Source organism: Brevibacillus sp. DP1.3A (genome assembly GCF_013284245.2).
GTDB lineage: Bacteria > Bacillota > Bacilli > Brevibacillales > Brevibacillaceae > Brevibacillus.
In genome coordinates this window covers 6,273,624-6,291,674 of the sequence record NZ_CP085876.1, presented here as the reverse complement: position 1 = coordinate 6,291,674, position 18,051 = coordinate 6,273,624, and the positions used below count along the sequence as shown (strand labels likewise).

13 protein-coding genes and 1 riboswitch are annotated in these 18,051 nt (G+C 50.7%); of the genes, 12 read left to right on the top strand and 1 reads right to left on the bottom strand.

Going from position 1 to position 18,051, the window contains the following annotated elements:
- Window positions 1–16: 16 nt before the first annotated feature.
- A complete protein-coding gene (locus HP399_RS29115) occupies window positions 17–385 on the bottom strand; it encodes a Na-translocating system protein MpsC family protein (RefSeq protein ID WP_173620951.1) in 369 nt (122 codons plus the stop codon).
- Between the two features lie 167 nt (window positions 386–552).
- Here HP399_RS29115 and kdpB (HP399_RS29110) point away from each other — a divergent pair, with 167 nt between their 5' ends.
- From kdpB (HP399_RS29110) to HP399_RS29060, 12 genes are all read left to right on the top strand, one after another.
- On the top strand, window positions 553–2,553 hold the full coding sequence (gene kdpB, locus HP399_RS29110) for a potassium-transporting ATPase subunit KdpB (protein WP_173620950.1): 2,001 nt from the start codon (window positions 553–555) through the stop codon (window positions 2,551–2,553).
- Window positions 2,554–2,590: 37 nt separating this feature from the next.
- Complete coding sequence (locus HP399_RS29105; protein ID WP_173620949.1) at window positions 2,591–3,913, top strand: methyl-accepting chemotaxis protein; 1,323 nt, start codon at window positions 2,591–2,593, stop codon at window positions 3,911–3,913.
- Between the two features lie 9 nt (window positions 3,914–3,922).
- The gene (locus HP399_RS29100; RefSeq protein ID WP_173620948.1) at window positions 3,923–5,860 is read left to right on the top strand and encodes a putative bifunctional diguanylate cyclase/phosphodiesterase; all 1,938 of its coding nucleotides are present in this window, start codon (window positions 3,923–3,925) and stop codon (window positions 5,858–5,860) included.
- 161 nt (window positions 5,861–6,021) lie between these two features.
- Window positions 6,022–6,168, top strand: a riboswitch (cyclic di-AMP (ydaO/yuaA leader).
- A gap of 556 nt (window positions 6,169–6,724) precedes the next feature.
- On the top strand, window positions 6,725–6,802 hold the full coding sequence (gene kdpF / locus HP399_RS31230; RefSeq protein WP_111914364.1) for a K(+)-transporting ATPase subunit F: 78 nt from the start codon (window positions 6,725–6,727) through the stop codon (window positions 6,800–6,802).
- A 61-nt stretch (window positions 6,803–6,863) separates the two neighbouring features.
- On the top strand, window positions 6,864–8,537 hold the full coding sequence (kdpA, locus tag HP399_RS29095; RefSeq protein WP_173620947.1) for a potassium-transporting ATPase subunit KdpA: 1,674 nt from the start codon (window positions 6,864–6,866) through the stop codon (window positions 8,535–8,537).
- A 74-nt stretch (window positions 8,538–8,611) separates the two neighbouring features.
- On the top strand, window positions 8,612–10,651 hold the full coding sequence (gene kdpB, locus HP399_RS29090; protein ID WP_173620946.1) for a potassium-transporting ATPase subunit KdpB: 2,040 nt from the start codon (window positions 8,612–8,614) through the stop codon (window positions 10,649–10,651).
- Window positions 10,652–10,686: 35 nt separating this feature from the next.
- The gene (kdpC, locus tag HP399_RS29085; protein WP_173620945.1) at window positions 10,687–11,250 is read left to right on the top strand and encodes a potassium-transporting ATPase subunit KdpC; all 564 of its coding nucleotides are present in this window, start codon (window positions 10,687–10,689) and stop codon (window positions 11,248–11,250) included.
- A gap of 21 nt (window positions 11,251–11,271) precedes the next feature.
- Window positions 11,272–13,602 carry a universal stress protein gene (locus HP399_RS29080; protein ID WP_173620944.1) on the top strand — a complete coding sequence of 777 codons (2,331 nt, stop codon included), beginning with the start codon at window positions 11,272–11,274 and terminating at the stop codon, window positions 13,600–13,602.
- 12 nt (window positions 13,603–13,614) lie between these two features.
- On the top strand, window positions 13,615–14,340 hold the full coding sequence (locus tag HP399_RS29075; protein WP_173620974.1) for a hypothetical protein: 726 nt from the start codon (window positions 13,615–13,617) through the stop codon (window positions 14,338–14,340).
- 62 nt (window positions 14,341–14,402) lie between these two features.
- Window positions 14,403–15,245: an arginase family protein gene (locus HP399_RS29070; RefSeq protein ID WP_173620943.1), complete on the top strand. Its 843-nt coding sequence runs from the start codon at window positions 14,403–14,405 to the stop codon at window positions 15,243–15,245.
- Between the two features lie 575 nt (window positions 15,246–15,820).
- Window positions 15,821–16,387 carry an RNA polymerase sigma factor gene (locus HP399_RS29065; protein ID WP_173620942.1) on the top strand — a complete coding sequence of 189 codons (567 nt, stop codon included), beginning with the start codon at window positions 15,821–15,823 and terminating at the stop codon, window positions 16,385–16,387.
- Entirely contained in the window at window positions 16,368–18,029 is a 1,662-nt protein-coding gene (locus HP399_RS29060; RefSeq protein ID WP_173620941.1) for a DUF4179 domain-containing protein, read from the top strand. The genes HP399_RS29065 and HP399_RS29060 overlap by 20 nt, the downstream gene beginning before the upstream one ends.
- The last annotated feature ends 22 nt before the right edge of the window (window positions 18,030–18,051 follow it).

The window sequence follows — 18,051 nt, the reverse complement described above, 5'->3', positions numbered from 1 at the left end:
GCCGCATTTCGTAAAATTAGCCCAACATTTTTTCGAGGTCCTTGTCCAATACATAAACCTCGATCCGTTCACCCATTTTCGTGCTGATGTCGCTATGACTCGATAGTACCTTGTGGCTTGTCAGCTTTTCTACGATTTCTTCCGATTCTTCGCTGTACATTTCACGGAGAACCTCGCGCATTTCTTTTACGATGCGGCGACCTTTATCGTGACTGGACAGATGCTTTTCTTCGACGGTGAGAACACCTTTGAATCTGACGATGACCATATCACCGACGATGTAGGTCTTCGCTTCCTGTGGACCTCGTCCAATCAGTTCGCGCTGAAATTTTATGAATGCTTCGCTGATTTCGGCTTCCAGCTTTTTTTTGTTAGAGATGGCCAAACGCCATACCTCCCATAATTTATCATTGTGCCTAATATTACTCAGCCGTCTTGGGGCTGTCAACCTACGAAAAAAGAGGGGGAAAACATTCCTGTGGTGATCGTCTCCATTTTTGCTGTTGGTATTTTTCTATATTTGATCTATGCGTTATTGCATGTGGAGGAGCTATGAAACAATTGATAGGAAAGGCCCTGCTTGATAGTTTTCGCAAGCTGAATCCGCTTGTCATGAAATCGAATCCCGTGCTGTTTGTCGTAGAGCTCGGGACGGTTCTGATTTTGCTGATGCTGTTGTTTCCGAAGTATTTTGGTACGGAGGATCAGGTAGGGTGGAATACAGTCGTTTTTTCCGTTTTATTATTCACGGTGTTGTTCGCGAATTTTGCTGAGGCATTGGCAGAAGGACGCGGGAAAGCACAAGCAGATACATTGCGGCGAGCCAAGCGGGATACGGAGGCCAAGCGACTCAAAGCCGATGGCAGTGTGCAGGTTATTTCATCTGGCGAGCTGCGCAAAGGTGATCGGGTCTTGGTCGAAACAGGAGATATCATCCCAGGAGATGGTGACATTATCGATGGTTTGGCCTCGATTGATGAATCTGCGATCACGGGTGAGTCGGCTCCGGTCATCAAAAGGGCGGGCAGTGACCAGACGTCCGTAACGGGTGGGACACGTGTCATTAGTGACTCTATTGTCGTCAAAATTACGACGAACCCCGGGGACTCTTTTTTGGATCGGATGATTATGCTCATTGAAGGGGCCAAACGTCAAAAGGCTCCGAATGAAATTGCCTTAAATACGGTCCTCATCGTCTTCACGCTTATTTTTTTAATTGTCGTCGTCACGCTGGTTCCGATTGCTTCGTATGTGGGTATCGAGCTGGATATCTCCGTTTTAGTCGTTTTGCTCGTATGCCTCATTCCGACCACGATTGGTGGCTTGTTATCGGCCATTGGCATTGCGGGAATGGATCGTGTTACCCGCTTTGGCGTCATTGCCATGTCGGGTAAGGCAGTAGAAGCGGCTGGGGATGTCAACACGATCATTTTGGACAAGACAGGCACGATTACGTACGGAAACCGACTGGCGGCAGAATTCGTTCCTGTAGCGGGAGTCGACCAGAAGGAGCTCATGGAAGTCGCTGTGCTCACTTCGCTGTTCGATGATACGCCAGAGGGAAGCTCCGTCATGATGCTCGCCCAAGCAAACCATGTTGTCTGCGATGTCAAAGCGTACGAAGGAGAGATTATCCCGTTTACTGCCGAGGAGCGCATGAGCGGTTTGAATTACAAAGGCGTCCACTATCGAAAAGGAGCAGTTAGCGCCATCAGTGCCTATGTCAGAGAGCACGGTGGCATGGTGCCGCCAGACCTTGAAGAAAAGAGCGCGCGAATCTCGCTGCAAGGCGGTACTCCGCTCGCTGTATGCAAGGACAGTCAGGTTCTTGGCTTGATTTACTTGAAGGATACGGTGAAGCCGGGGATTCGTGAGCGTTTTGAAGAATTGCGGAAAATGGGCATCAGAACCGTGATGTGCACAGGCGACAATCCACTGACAGCGGTCACCATCGCCAAAGAGGCAGGCGTAGATGACTTCATCGCTGAGAGCAAGCCCGAGGACAAAATCAGGATTGTCCGGGAAGAGCAGGCACAAGGGAAAATGGTCGCGATGACCGGTGATGGCACGAATGATGCGCCAGCTCTGGCCCAAGCTGATGTAGGCATCGCGATGAACAGCGGGACAACGGCTGCGAAGGAAGCGGCTAACATGGTCGATCTCGATTCAGACCCGACGAAGATTTTGCAGGTCATTTCCATCGGGAAGCAGCTTCTCATGACCCGCGGCGCATTGACGACCTTTAGTATCGCGAACGACTTTTCCAAGTATTTTGCGATCATCCCTGCGATGCTGGTCGAGCAAGTACCCGAGATGCAGCTTTTGAACATCATGAACCTGCAGTCTCCGTCCAGTGCGGTTCTATCCGCACTATTATTCAATGCGATCATTATCCCACTGTTAATCCCGCTGGCTTTGCGAGGAGTGCGCTATGTGCCAATGAATGCGAACCAGCTTCTCGTCCGGAACCTGTTGATTTACGGCGTAGGAGGAATCATTTTTCCTTTTATCGGAATCAAGCTGATTGATATGGGACTGCAACTGTTCTGGTAACCAAACAGCTATGAATGACATACGGAGGTGTACTCACGTGAACGTATCGTTGCGTTCCAAAATCATGTGCGGCTTTGTCGCTGCGGCCCTGCTAATCGGAGTGCTGGGGCAGCTCTATTACACAAAGCTGGTTGAAATGAATGTGCGCTATGCCAGTTTGGGACTTGGGGAAGATGCAATCAGGCAAGTAGAAAAGAGCGTGCTTGAGGAGCTTTCCTACATCTATGTGACGAGTGTTGGAATGTTTGTTTTGATCATCGGATTGGGCTGGATCATCTCTGGCCGTATTAGCCGATCCATTCGTGTCATTGCTGATGCGACAGAGACAATGGCAGCAGGAGATTTGACGGGAGCAGAGATTCAGATCGCTATGCAGGATGAGGTGGGGCAGGTAGCGCAAGCGATTAACCAGATGGCGCGTAATTTGCGCAATTTGATCGGGCAAATCAGTACGGGAGCGGATCATGTCGCGAATGCTTCTGAGGAGCTGGCGACGAATGCCTTGCAGGCAACGGAAAACAGCCGATCGGTTGTCGTAGCGATGCAAGAGCTGGTGGATGGCGCTGGGGAGCAAATGAAAGGCTCCGATCAAACCGTCGATTCGATGGAACGCGTAGAAGAAGCTGTGAAGCAAATGGAGGAGTACGCGCAGCATGTTTTCGGATCAGCCAAAAGCGCCTCTGCGGCAGCCGAAACGGGAACGGAAGTCATCGCGAAAACCGTGCAGCAGATGGCAGACATCGCGGCTGCTTTTACCACGACCGAGAAAGCCGTGACGCAGCTGGGCACGCGATCAAGGGAGATTGAAGCGTGTGTGGCAATCATTAAGGCGATGGCGAATCAGACAAATCTTTTGGCGATCAATGCCGCAATTGAAGCGGCACGAGCGGGAGCGTCAGGCAAAGGCTTCGCCGTCGTAGCCGGGGAGGTGAGAAAGCTCGCAGATCAATCCAGGCAAGCAGCGGAGCAGATCGCTGACATGCTCGAACAGATGCGACAAGATGTTGCCCGGGCAGTAGGGTCCATCGAGGGCGGAAATACAGAGGTCGCTTCCGGCGTGACGGTCGTAAAGGAAGCAGGAGATGCTTTTGCAAAAATAAGTCTGGCGGTTCAGCAAGTATCCATGCACATTAAGCAAGTCGCGACAGGGCTGGATCATACCTCGGGCAAAACGGTGACGGTGACAGCCCAAATGGGTCAGCTGGCACAAATCGCGAAGGCGGCATCTGAGCGGGCTGATCAAGTGGCACAAGCGGCCTATCAGCAAAACAGTGCGGTGGAGGCATTTCGTGAGTGCATTGATTCACTCAGCAAGCTGGCGCACCAGCAAAAAAGTTTGATTCGCAGATTCAAGACATAGGTGATGGGTATGGGACTATGGCTAGAGCAGCAACGGATCGAGAGGCAAAAACAAATGGCGTTAAAGCTGGCTGCTGCGGTTGCCGCGCTCATGCTCGTCATCATCTTGTTGCTGCTCTTCTTGACGGAGGAAACGCGAGGAGGTGTATGGCTGGCCGGGTTAGTGCCTATCTTGATCATCATGGCTATCTGCTATCGAATGGCCCTGAGGTACGCCCGTGATACGCATCAGCTGGAACAAACGTATTGGGAGAACGAGGAAAGGAAGATTCGCTCGATATTGGAGAGCATCAAAGACGGTTATTACGAATTGGACGAGCGAGGTCGGTTTCTCGCTGTGAATCCTGCACTCTCTGAAATACTTGGCGCACCTGCGCATGAGTTGTTGGGAGCAAGCTATCAGGAGTACGTGGGCAAGCAAGATGTCCTGAAGCTAAAGCACGCGTTTCGGTGGGTGTCGCATACCGGGACGCCTGTCCAGCAAATTGACTGGGCGTTTGTCCAGCGTGACGGTCAGAGGCGCTTAGTGGAGGGCTCCATTGTGAAAATCAGCGAAAAATCGGGAGGTGTCACGGGGCTGCGAGGCATTATCCGCGACGTGACAGATCGCAGGCAGGCAGAGCAGACGATCAATCACATGGCGTACCACGATGCGCTGACTGACTTGCCGAACCGTCGACTTTTCGAGGCGGAGCTGACGATTGCGCTATCCCAGGCGAAGCAGCAAGGGCAGATGATGGCGATCCTGTTTTTTGATTTGGATCGTTTTAAATACATCAACGACTCCTTGGGGCACTATTTCGGGGACTGCTTGCTCCAGTCGCTCTCTCATCGATTAAAGGAAAATGTCGGCTCGGCAGGCATATTGGCGCGCATGGGCGGTGATGAGTTTACGATGATTTTTCCTGCGATTTCGGACGAGACAGAGGTGATTGCGTTGGCGGATCGGGTCATTGCGTCCTTGCAGTCGCCGCTTCAGGTGGAGGATCGGGAATGCATTGTTACGACGAGTATCGGGATCAGTATTTTCCCGAGAGATGGGGAGGATACGCAAACCCTCATGAAGCATGCAGATGCCGCCATGTACAGTGCCAAAGAAAAGGGGAGGAATCGGTACAACCTGTACTCGTCTACGATGAGTCTTCATGCGGCGGAACGGCTGGCAGTCGAGCAGGAGTTGCGCAAGGCGTTGGAGCGCAATGAGTTTTGCCTGCATTATCAGCCGCAGCTCGATTGTAAAACCAATCAGGTGGTCGGGGTGGAGGCACTGCTTAGGTGGAGGCATCCTGAATGGGGCATGGTCTCGCCAGCCGAATTTATCCCTCTGGCGGAAGAGACGGGCTTGATTATGCCCATTGGGGAATGGGTGCTTCGAACGGCTTGTCAGCAAAACAAAGCATGGGCAGAGGCAGGCTATCCTCCCCTGCGTATAGCGGTGAATCTATCAGCCCGCCAATTTCAGCAGGAGAATTTGGTCGGCATGATCAAACAGGTGCTCCAAGAAACGCAGATGCAGCCGCAATTCCTGGAGCTGGAGATTACGGAAAGTGCCGTCATGCAAAACGCCACGCGGTTCATCGGAATCCTACATGAGCTGAAAAATCTGGGGATATGGCTGTCCATCGACGATTTTGGGACAGGCTACTCCTCGCTAAGCTACTTGCGTGATTTTCCCATTAACCGCTTGAAGATCGATCGGTCGTTTGTGAATGATATTACAGAAAACGAAGATGCCGTCATCGCCAAGTCGATCATAGCCATGGCGCACAGCTTGCAAATGAACGTGCTGGCCGAGGGGGTGGAAAACGAAGTTCAGCTGGCTTTTTTGCGTGAGCAGCATTGTGATGAAATGCAGGGCTACTACTGTAGTAAGCCATTGCCTGCCGAGCAATTGGAAGAATGGATGCAACAATTAGGCACGACTGCTCTCGCGGTATGGGGAAAATAATTGAAAAAGGGAGAGAAACGATGAAATATCATGATCGGATGAGGCCTGATAGGTTTAAATCGCTTACACGGATAAAGAATGCAAAAATCGTGTAAAAAAGACCGAAATAGGACATTAACATCCGATTATGCCGGACGTATAATGAGACTCGTAACCAACAATTGCAAATATGGCCAAATCCCGAGGCACTCGGGAACGGAGGACCCAATCAGTAGGGGTTAATCCCACGTATGAATCGTGGGAGGGATGAGAAACTCTTTCGCCATCCTACCCGTCAGCTAACTTCGTCGGCTAAAGCGAGGGAGGTCTAAAGACCGCCTGTTTGAGGAGGCCTTTTTGTTATCCATTGAGGGACGACAAGGGTTGACTCGAAACGTTACGCAGGTCTTTTCGTTTTGCTCAAAAACGGCTAATGACCGTTTTACTCACAAGTAAATAGCTGTTTTCGGAAAAAGGAAACGGGAGACAAAACGCAAAGAAGGCAACTTCAAGTCGGCTGGGCGTTAGGTAGACCAATGAGTACTTTTTCTCCGATACAAAGGATCGTTTTATTTGCCGCGGAAGCGGGCGACTTCGTTCGTCTGTTCATCTTCAGCTCGGTCAAATGCGGCGATCTTTCGGGGAAATCGTAAGCATTGGTCTATTTTTTTCCCAAATGGCAGGTTTTTTCAAAAAAGAAGGCCTGTACAGGGGAAGCGAGAGAGACGAGTCGGCCAGACTTCACGGAATAGTTAGTACGGCAAAAAAGGAGGGACATTGCATGGACGTGGTTTCCATACTGCTCTTGGCGCTTTCATTCGGTGTATTTTTTGCACTCATCAAGTTTTGTGACGCCGTGGTAAGAGAACAGGGAGGGAAAGAGAAATGATCTGGTTGCTGCTGATTGTGGCAGGGCTTGCGATGTACCTGTGCCACGCATTGATTTACCCGGAAAAATACTAGGGGTTACCCGAATCATTCGTTTATTTGGAACCATTTTTTAGAGGGAGTAGGAGGAACTGTCGTGGACTTTATACAAATAGCGTTGGTTTTGGTGGTGCTTTTCGTGCTCGCCATACCAATGGGAAAATATTTGGCACGCTCCTTTTCGCTGGAGACGACCCGATTGGACCGTGTTTTTGGCGGGTTGGAAAAAGCGATATACAAGCTGTCTGGCATTCGTGTAGCAGATATGACCTGGAAGCAGTACGCAATGGCTGTTCTGGTCAGCAACATTTCAATGGTAGCTATTGCATATCTCTTGCTTCGTTTGCAAGGGATGCTGCCTGGAAACCCAAGTGGAATCGCGGCGATGGAGCCGTTGCTTTCCTTTAACACGGCTGTCAGCTTTTTGACGAATACGAATCTTCAGCATTACAGCGGCGAGAGCGGATTGTCGTATCTATCGCAGATGCTGGTCATTATTTACCTGATGTTTACCACGCCAGCGACAGGGATCGCGGTCGTGATGGCTTTTATGCGAGGGCTGACTGGACAACGCAGCATCGGTAACTATTACGTTGACCTGGTGCGTGCACATACACGTGTATTGATTCCACTGGCGATTGTCGTGACACTGCTCTTGGTATCCCAAGGCGTGCCGCAGACGATGGAGCCGACGGCAACAGCGACAACCATTAGCGGAACGGAGCAACAAATCGCTCGCGGTCCGGTTGCTTCACTCGTATCGATTAAGCATTTGGGAACAAACGGAGGCGGATTCTTCGGGGTAAACTCCGCGCATCCATTTGAAAACCCAACACCGCTAACAAACGTGATCGAAATTTTGTCGATGTTCTTGATCCCAGCGGCACTGCCATTCGCATTCGGTTTCATGGCGAAGAGCCGCAAGCAAGGTTGGGTTATTTTTGGAGCGATGTTCGTGATGTTCCTGGCGTTCCTCATCACGGCGTATGCCAATGAAGTAAGCGGCAACCCGGCGCTGGAGCGGGCTGGCCTGTCACAACAAATGGGCAGCATGGAAGGAAAAGAAGTCCGTTTTGGTATCGCACAAAGCGCCTTGTTCACTGCCGTGACAACAGCGGCAACGACAGGAACGGTGAACAACATGCACGATACATTGACACCACTTGGCGGCTTAGTTCCGCTCGGTGAAATGATGCTCAACTGCGTATTCGGCGGAGATGGTGTCGGAACGATTAACATTTTGATGTATGCGATTTTGGCTGTATTCTTGGCGGGCTTGATGGTAGGGCGTACGCCTGAATTCCTCGGCCGCAAGATCGAAGGAAAAGAGATGAAGCTGATTGCCATCGCGATTCTCGTTCATCCCCTGATTATTTTGGCACCAACCGCTATTGCATTAGCGACAGAAATGGGTTCATCTGCAGTGTCGAACCCAGGTTTCCACGGTATTTCACAAGTGCTGTACGAGTACACTTCTTCGGCAGCCAACAACGGTTCTGGTTTTGAAGGATTGGGTGACAACACGCCATTCTGGAACATTTCTACCGGACTCGTCATGCTGTTCGGTCGATACGTCTCGATCATTACGATGCTGGCGGTAGCAGGCTCCTTGCTCGCAAAAACGCCAGTACCGGAAACAATGGGTACACTGCGCACAGACAATAGTGTATTCACGGTGATTTTGATTGCGACTGTGGTGATCGTAGGCGCACTGACATTCCTGCCTGTGCTTGCGCTCGGCCCAATCGCCGAGTGGCTAACGATCCGTTAAAAGAGGAAGTTCAAAAGCAGACTTTTTGAACAACGAATGAAAAATGAATACTAGAGGCAAAGGAGTAATTTTCCATGAGTAGAACGCGCACGGTTGCGCTTCCTAAAGATTTGTACCAGCGGGCCTTTGTCGAGTCTTTCAAAAAACTGGACCCGCGTGTAATGATGAAAAATCCAGTCATGTTCGTGGTAGAGATCGGGTTCTTCATTACGCTTCTCCTGACGTTTGTACCCAATTTGTTTGGGGGAGCTTCGGACCCGTTTTACAACGGTGTCGTCAGCTTTATCCTGTTCGTGACGATTTTGTTCGCCAACTTCGCAGAAGCCTTGGCAGAAGGTCGCGGCAAAGCACAGGCAGAGAGCTTGAAAAAAACGAAGCAGGACACACAAGCCAAAAAAGTGGGGAAAGATGGTCGCATTCAAGTCGTCAGCTCCACAGAACTGCGAAAAGGCGATCTGGTCATAGTAGAAGCTGGCGAGTTGATTCCATCCGACGGGGAAATCGTCGAGGGTGTCGCCTCTGTGGACGAATCAGCAATTACAGGTGAATCTGCTCCGGTCATTAAAGAAGCAGGTGGCGATTTCAGCTCTGTCACAGGAGGTACACGCGTAGTCAGTGACCGCATCCGTGTCCGCGTGACGACGGATCCCGGCGAATCGTTTTTGGATCGCATGATTTCGTTGGTAGAAGGCGCGAAAAGACAGAAGACCCCGAATGAAATCGCGCTGAATACGCTATTGGTCAGCTTGACGTTGATTTTCCTGATCGTCTGCACGACCTTGCAGCCGATTGCGAACTATGTAAATGCAGCCATTCCGGTTGCGACACTGATTGCTTTGCTCGTTTGCTTGATTCCAACAACGATTGGCGGACTCTTGTCAGCGATTGGGATTGCGGGTATGGACCGGGTCACACAGTTTAACGTCATCGCCATGTCTGGTAAAGCCGTCGAGGCATCCGGTGACATCAACACGATTATTTTGGATAAAACGGGAACGATCACGCATGGTAACCGGATGGCTGCCGAGTTTGTCACCGTAGGCAACAGCAAAAGCACGGAATTGAACCGAGTAGCTGCACAAAGCTCGGTCCATGACGAAACACCGGAAGGACGCTCTGTTGTAGAGCTGGCGAAAAAACAAGGTCTGGCACCTGCTGAACTGGAATTGCCCGGCTCCGAAGGCGTGGAGTTCCGCGCTGAAACAAGAATGAGCGGGACGAATCTGGCAAGCGGCGTCCTCATTCGCAAAGGAGCCGTCGACGCCATCAAAAAATACGTGGCAGAGCAAGGGGGCAACATCCCTGCTGATTTGGATGAAAAAGCAAACCGGATTGCAACGGCTGGCGGCACGCCATTGGCTGTAGTAGAAGGTAATACGATTCTCGGTTTGATTTATTTGAAAGATACCGTAAAGCCAGGGATGCGCGAACGCTTTGAAGAGCTGCGCCGCATGGGAATTCGTACGGTCATGTGCACGGGGGATAACCCGCTGACAGCAGCGACGATTGCCCGCGAAGCTGGTGTGGACGATTTCGTAGCCGAAGCCAAGCCGGAAGACAAGATTGCGCTGATCCGCAAAGAACAAGCGGCAGGCAAGCTGGTCGCTATGACAGGTGACGGTACGAATGACGCGCCAGCTCTCGCACAAGCCGATGTTGGTTTGGCGATGAATACGGGTACAGTAGCGGCGAAGGAAGCAGCGAACATGGTCGATCTGGATTCTGACCCGACCAAAATCATCGAGGTCGTGGCGATTGGCAAACAGCTTTTGATGACACGCGGTGCATTGACGACGTTCAGTATCGCCAATGACGTAGCGAAATACTTCGCGATCATTCCTGCGATGTTCATGCTGGCGATCCCACAAATGAGTGCCCTCAACATTATGGGCCTGGCTACACCGCAAAGTGCGATTTTGTCCGCGTTGATCTTCAATGCGATCATCATCCCGATCCTGATTCCGCTGGCGATGAAAGGTGTGAAATACACGCCAATGAGCGCGACAAAGTTGCTTAGCCGCAACCTGGTGATCTATGGCTTGGGAGGAATTATCGTTCCGTTCGTGGGCATCAAGCTGATTGACTTGATTTTGGTCGGATTGAATCTGGTGTAACTTATATTGAAAAAAGAAAGCTCAGGTGAACCGATATGATATTGAAAAATTTGCGTCTCAGCCTCGTTTTGCTGCTGATTTGCGGTATTGCCTACCCGCTGGCGATGACAGGGGTTGCACAGGTTATCATGCCTGCGCAAGCAAGTGGTAGTCTCATCACCGATGCGAGCGGCAAGGTGGTTGGCTCCGAGCTGATTGGGCAGACCTTCACCGATCCGAAGTACTTCTGGGGACGCATTTCTTCTATTGATAATAATGCGTCAGGCTCTGGCTCGAACAACTACGCGCCATCCAACCCAGCCCTGATCGAACGTACGCAAAAGGATATCGCCGCATTTCTGGCAGCGAATCCTGGCGTGAAGCAGGAAGACATCCCGGCTGATTTGCTGACCAACTCCGCTTCCGGTCTGGACCCGCATATCTCGCCAAAAGCTGCTCAAATACAAGTGGAGCGTGTAGCTAAGGCGCGCAATCTCGAACCGGTACAGCTACAGGCTCTGATTGAAGCGAATACAGTGGGAAGAAGCTTGGGTGTATTCGGGGAGCCGCGTGTCAATGTAGCGAAGCTGAATTTGGCTTTGGACGAATTGAAGAAGTAAAGAATAAAGGAGGGCTGCGAGATGGTAGAGCAGTTTCGGCGAAAGTCCCCGGAGGAAATCTTGCAGTCCATCTCCAGAATGCACCGGGGCAGGCTGAAAATCATTCTGGGGGCAGTCAGTGGCTCAGGTAAAACCTATCACCTGCTAATGGAAGGGCAGACGCTTAAGAAAAAAGGGATTGATGTGGTCGTAGCTGGCTCAGGTGAGGCCACCCATCCCAAGCTGGCGCAAAAGCGGGAGGGCTTGGAGCAAATCCAGCCAATCATCTGGTATTCCCTCGGGGAAGCGAGACATGATCTGGACGTTGCAGCCATTATCGAGCGAGATCCGGAAGTCGTACTCGTAGACGGTTTGGCTCATCGTAATCGTCCAGATGCTCCGCGCCCAACTAGCCTAGACGATGTTCAGTATTTGCTGAACCACAATATTAGTGTGATTGCGACGGTCAACATTTACGAATTGGCCGGGATGAAAGAGATGGCGGAGCGACTGACGAAGGCAGAAGTGCGGATCGACCAGTGTGTCCCTGAGGATACGCTTGCCATGGCTGACGAGGTGAAATTGCTCGACGTCACGCCAGAAGCCATTCTGAAACGGCTGCAAGAAGACGATCGCAACCCGACTCGAACCAAGCATCCGTTGTTTCGCAGAGACAATCTGCATATGCTACGAGAACTCGCTCTTCGGTTCGTAGCTACGGGCGTAAACGAGGATTTGGAGGATTATCGGGAGAAGCACGGCATGGTAGGGGCTTCAGGAGCCACAGAGAAGGTGCTGGTTTCTGCCCAGTATCATTGGAATGGCTCGATATTGGTTCGGCGAGGACAACAGGTTGCCAAGAGGCTCGGCGGAGAGCTCTTGGTCGTCTGTTTTCTCCCTTTATCCAAGAAGCTGACGAAGGAAGAAGCGACTTTTAAGAGATCCATCGGAAAGCTCGTGGACAAAGTCGGAGGTACCTTTGAAGAGCAGATGCTTGCACGTGAAAAGGACGTAGCAAACGAGCTCGTCGCATATGCGATGGAGAATAATGTGTCCCGAATCGTCATGGGACAGTCCAAGCGTACGCGCTGGGAAGAGATATGGTACGGCTCCATCGTCCATAAGATTCTTCGGCAAACGAAAAATATCGATATCTTGATCGTGGCGGATCGTTCGGAGCGGGACGGTGAGCGCGTCATGCCGACCAAGCGAGAACAAGCGGTAACGGCCAATCCGTACCGCCGACTCTCCGATGAGGAGATGCAGCAAGAAATCGGTAAAATCAAGCGCGGGACGCTAAAAGTATATGTAGGAGCCGCACCTGGTGTCGGCAAGACGTACACGATGCTGAGAGAAGGCAACGAGCTCGCCGAAAATGGCATCGACGTAGTGATTGGGCTTTTAGAAACGCATGGACGAAAAGAAACCATTGAGCAGGTAGGGGGACTTCCTCTTATCCCTCGCAAGCGCATCCCGTATAAAAACGTGACGCTGGAAGAAATGGACACGGACGAAATCATCCGGCGAAATCCGGAGGTCGTACTGGTGGATGAGCTGGCACATACGAATGTGCCAGGGAGTACCTATGAGAAGCGATACCACGATGTCGAGAAGATTTTGGCTGCGGGTATTTCTGTCATATCCACAATGAACATACAGCACCTCGAGAGCTTAAACGACAGCGTCGAGCAAATCACGGGGATCCGCGTGCGAGAGACGGTGCCGGACCACATTCTGCATCAGGCAGATGAGGTAGAGCTGATCGATATTTCACCCAAAGCACTGCGTCAGCGGATGCGGGAGGGCAATATTTACGCGATGGAAAAGGTAGAGCAGTCGCTGACCAACTTTTTCAAAACAGGGAATTTGATCGCGCTTCGAGAGCTGGCCTTGCGTGAAGTGGCGGACGACGTCGACGAACGCTTGGAGGCGTGGGAGCGACGAACGCTGCGCGGGCCTTGGCGGCAGCAGGAAGTCATTTTTGTCTGTGTGAATTTGCGAGCTGACAGTGAACGTTTGATTCGCCGAGGGTTTCGAATTGCCTATCGGTTGAAGGCGTCCTGGCATGTAGCATACGTGCAGGATCATCCGTCGCTGACAGAAGAGGAAGAGACACAGCTGGCGAAGCTGAAGGCACTAACAGAGCGGCTCGGAGGTCGTTTCGAACGATACGAAGCCCCTTCCAGACGCAAGGTTTTCACCAAGCTGGTTTGGCATATGAACGAAAAAGGAACGACGCAGGTCGTCATCGGGCAGTCGGCGCGGACCCGCTGGAAGGAAATTCTCGAGGGTTCGGTCATTCAGCGATTATTGCGGGAGGTTCGACACATGGATGTGCTGGTCGTGGCCGATCACGCACCCGATATGATGTGAGGGAGGTTAATGATGGGCACAGAAAAAGAAGGGCAATGGGACCAAAGCGTGGCAGACGCCTATAGCCGTTTGGAGTGCCTGATACTAGAGCCAACTACGGAGGCAGATTTGTTTTCCAGGCTGATACGGGTATACCTGGAGGAAGAAGAGGTGCGCATACGGCAAAAGCTAAAGCGCAAATCCTCACAGCGAATCTCTCGCGTCATGCATGAGCGGGTGGGTGAGTTTTTGTCAGGGCAGTTGGCAGGGCTTTCGTTTCAAGTGATCGACGGTCTCTTGTTTATAAAGAGGGAGGAACAGTTAGTCGCGGCACTCAAATGCATTCCTGATCTCGGCAGCTACGATACGCCGTCCTGGAATGCGACACTTGCCCGTTTTGCCAAGCAGTATCAAAAGCGGTTCAAGCTGGCGCCAGAGAAGCTGTTGTTCGTTGTATGCTCGCTCGCCAAAAGCTTGGATGCAGCCCATGCCAAGGCGTTGACCGGAATTGACGTGTGGTGTGGAGCAGCGCTAACAACTCCAGCCTATCGCGATGCGTTGCAGGTGTATGTCAACAAATATGTGGAAGTCATGGACGCGCTCCCGCAGCCTGTGAACCAAGTGTATTTCTTAAGTGCAGATGTCCATCCGAATGCACTCGCTTGCCAATTGCTGCGCGGGGAGAAGGCAGCCTTGCCAGATGGCTGGCTGCGACCATCCGTCAGTGACCTCATCCAATTATTGCAAGCCAGGCTGTGATATACTTTTAAGGACATTCATACCATGAATTTCCTTGGGAGGGACTGTTTATCAACGTAAAAGTGGCTGGTATCCCGCATTTCACTGGGGCATATGTCTCTGGTACAGAATTAGCTCCGGACGCGCTTCGTACAGCAGGATTGATCGAGCAGTTGCAGCAGCATGGGTTGGATGTGCAGGATGTGGGAAACCTGCATCTTCCCGATGATTTGCCTCGCCATAATATTCCCCCAGTTCGTAATTGGCCGGCTCCGCGTATGTTGTGGGATTTGCTGCAAAAGCACGCGCAAGAGTGGCTCGATACAGACGACTTTGTCTTGATGCTCGGTGGCGATTGCAGTTTGGTCGTTGCAACGGCACAGGCTCATCAGGCTCGGTATCAGGAAAGAGCGTATCTGCTCGTGCTTGACGGTCATCTCGATACTGTAGTTCCATCGGCTTCCCGCTGTATTGGGGCAGCAGGGATGGGATTGTGGTTTTTGCTTCAGGATCGCGGACAATGGATCGAACCAAGCGGCTGGGATGCAGAGCGAATCCGCCTTGTCGGTTGCCAGCAGATGCCTGGAGAGACTTTCGGTGTTGATATCATGACCTTGGCCCAGCTCACAGAAGGGAGCATAGTGGAACGAGTTTCTCATATGCTCCAATCGATCCCGCCTGATGCCAAAATTCTCGTCCATTTCGACGTAGATATCATGCACAAAGACGCGATGCCAGCGGCCTATTCTCCAAGTGAGATTGGATTGTCGCTGTCCGAAGCGGAGGCATTGCTGGCAACTGTCTTACGAGATTCGCGCGTGACAAGTATGGAAGTGACGGAATTCTCAGGGGCAAGGGATACGACTGGCGAGTATGCGCAGAGGCTGGTAGAGTTGCTCGCACGGGCACTATCTGTACGTGCTTAATGCCCTCCCATCTATGAAATAATAAATTCAATTACTAGTGAGTTCGGCAGTCCTGATTCCTTTCAGGCTGTCGAGCTCTTTTTTTGCGCTTTCTTAGTTTTAAGAGGCAGCAAAGCCGGTGAGAAGAAAAAGCACAGGGCTCGCAGACCTTGACAACGCCTACCCAGTCGGAACTGCAAAAAGAGGACCACGCTTGTCGAACACTTCTTCCCTGAGAAACGTCCGCCCGTAGGGTGGCTTTGGCTCGACGGTCCTCTTTTTGCAGGGGAGACGGACAGTCAATCTCCCACGCTGGCGTGTCAGAGTCGAAGAGAACTGTGCTTTTTCTTCTCCTCCACTATGCCGACTCAAACCACATAAATTGGGAGGTACCGATTGAAATCAAATAGCTGGAAGACAGGATGAAGAGGCCGAAAAATGCCTCTTCTTTTTTATTTGGATAACTGAACCTAGAATTTTTTAAAAGTAGAGAAAGGTTTTTCCATTTAAACCGTATTAGCTTATGAATCAACCAAAACGGAAGCTGCGCAGCATTCCCCGCTGGCTTGATCTGTGATAGATGGAGGAGTAGCAAAATGCCGGACGATCAGGAACTAATCGAGCAAATCCTGGCTGGCGATCATGAGCAGTACAGACAAATTGTCGACAGATACAAGGGCAAGATCGTTGGCTATTTGTACAGGATGATCGGCAACATGCCAGACGCACAGGATTTGGCTCAAGACGTGTTTATCAAAACCTTTTATCGTTTACACGACTATCGGCCTGAGTACAGGTTTTCGTCGTGGCTGTATCGAATTGCGAGCAATCATTGTTTCGATGAAATGAGAAAACGCAAACGAACAGAACAGGTAGAAATCGATGAGGAGCAGCTGATTGACCCAGATACGCCAGAGACGACTTTATTGAAAAAGGAGCGGGACGCCGAGCTGGAACGCAGCATCATGCTGCTGGATGAGGAGTATCGCAAGGTATTCGTCCTATTTTATATCCATCGTCTGTCGTATCGAGAAATCAGCGAGCAACTGTCTCTCTCGGAGAGCTCCGTTCAGATGCGTTTATTCCGTGCCCGCAAAAAGATGAAGGACAGCCTGACGAAAACGATGGGAGGGGGAGCTATTTATGAAATGCTTCATGTTTAATCAATTGAAGCTATACGTAAACGATGAGCTGGCCCCTGCCGAGAGCAAAGGATTGGAGCAACATGTAGAAAATTGCCCACAATGCCAGAAGCAACTGCAAGAGTGGGTAGAAGGCATGCAGGAAGAGGATTTTACCACCATTCCGGAAGCTCCTGTACCCGATGCGTTTACAGATGAGGTCATGGATAAGCTGTCAGATGCAGTTCCTCCACGTTCTACGCGAAAGCGCTCCTCCCGAACCAGAAGACAAAGGGGTTGGGATATTGTGAAGAAGACAGGATTGGTAGTAGCAGGACTTACGGCGTTGGTGGTGACTGGAACGGTTGTATCACCTACGTTTGCGAATTATGTGAATAGCTTGTTCCAGATTGAAAAGGATTCGGATAGCGGTATGAAAAATGCTGTCAATAAAGGCCTTGTCCAAAAGCTGGAGCAAAAGGCAACCGATCAAGGAATTACCGTCGAGTTAAAAGAACTGTTGGCTGACTCGATGAGGATCGCCGTCATCTATGATGTGTACGACGAGAGCGGCAAGAAGATTGAAGATCATATTTTGAATGCGAAGCTGATTGATCAGAACGGAAAAGATTGGTTTGAGGATGATGGAGGAGATAATTCGGGAAGTCATGGAGAGTTTTTCATCACAGAGCGATTTTTGAACGAAATCTTCGAATCAACTGAGGCGACTCCTGACCAACTGACCTTACATTTAGAACAGACAGAAATCGCAGATAAGACAGGAAAATGGTCATTGGAAGTTCCGATCGATATGAAGAAAGCCAAGGAAGCGACGAAAACGGTTGCCTTCAAGGATACTGTTTTTCAATCGCCGCAAGGGCTCGGGATTGAGCTGAAAAATATCGAATTTTCCCCGAGTGCGACACGGGTCATGCTGGATACCACTTTCCCAAAATCAGCTTATTTGGAGGTTGAACGAACGTCGATCCTGTACGATCGGAAAAATCCGCGAGGCGCCATTATCACAGAGAAAGAGCGTGATCCTGCTTTTTCGGGAGAGAATATGATGTACGAAATCACCAATGAAAAAGGGGAAGTGGTAGCAGCTTGGGATATGAAATCATTGGATGATGGGCTTGATAACAAGGAGAATGTTCTTTTCACACCAAGAACAGAAGAAGAAGCGGAAGAAAGACCAGAAGGCGATGTCTTGAATTGGTGGCATACATTTGGCCCGATACAGGGAGAACAAACATTAAAGCTTGAGCTTCAGAAAATTTATGAGAAAAAACTGGCATCTCCTAAATTTGATCTGGTTCCAACAGAACTAGACAAGAAAGCTGCGACTTTCAAGGATGAGACAGGCAGTACCTTTACATTCTCTTCTTTTGCATGGGAGCCAGGTAACGGCGAAGATCTAGGTGAGGCCGTAATGACCATAGAGGGTACATTAGGAAAAGGCATAGTCGAGAACCGCGATTGGTCTGTAAAGGATGAAAATGGGAAGACTTACGCTGTGTCAGTGAGCACGGAAAGCACCAGAGACAAGGACGGACGAGTACAGATCAAAGGTGAGGTCACGATTCCGCGCTTGAAGCAAGAACCGAAAAAGCTCACGGTATCCTACGCTACCTATATGGTGGAGCATGACGTGAAGTGGAAAGTACCTTTTGAAATCAAATAGGTGGAAAGGCAAGAGAAAAAGA

Excerpts from the sequence above, each read along its gene's own strand:
- HP399_RS29080 (WP_173620944.1), top strand. The coding sequence starts at position 11,272 with ATGGTAGAGCAGTTTCGGCGAAAGTCCCCGGAGGAAATCTTGCAGTCC.
- HP399_RS29100 (WP_173620948.1), top strand. The coding sequence starts at position 3,923 with ATGGGACTATGGCTAGAGCAGCAACGGATCGAGAGGCAAAAACAAATG.
- HP399_RS29065 (WP_173620942.1), top strand. The coding sequence starts at position 15,821 with ATGCCGGACGATCAGGAACTAATCGAGCAAATCCTGGCTGGCGATCAT.
- kdpF (WP_111914364.1), top strand. The coding sequence starts at position 6,725 with ATGATCTGGTTGCTGCTGATTGTGGCAGGGCTTGCGATGTACCTGTGC.
- HP399_RS29060 (WP_173620941.1), top strand. The coding sequence starts at position 16,368 with ATGAAATGCTTCATGTTTAATCAATTGAAGCTATACGTAAACGATGAG.
- kdpC (WP_173620945.1), top strand. The coding sequence starts at position 10,687 with ATGATATTGAAAAATTTGCGTCTCAGCCTCGTTTTGCTGCTGATTTGC.
- kdpB (WP_173620946.1), top strand. The coding sequence starts at position 8,612 with ATGAGTAGAACGCGCACGGTTGCGCTTCCTAAAGATTTGTACCAGCGG.
- kdpB (WP_173620950.1), top strand. The coding sequence starts at position 553 with ATGAAACAATTGATAGGAAAGGCCCTGCTTGATAGTTTTCGCAAGCTG.
- HP399_RS29075 (WP_173620974.1), top strand. The coding sequence starts at position 13,615 with ATGGGCACAGAAAAAGAAGGGCAATGGGACCAAAGCGTGGCAGACGCC.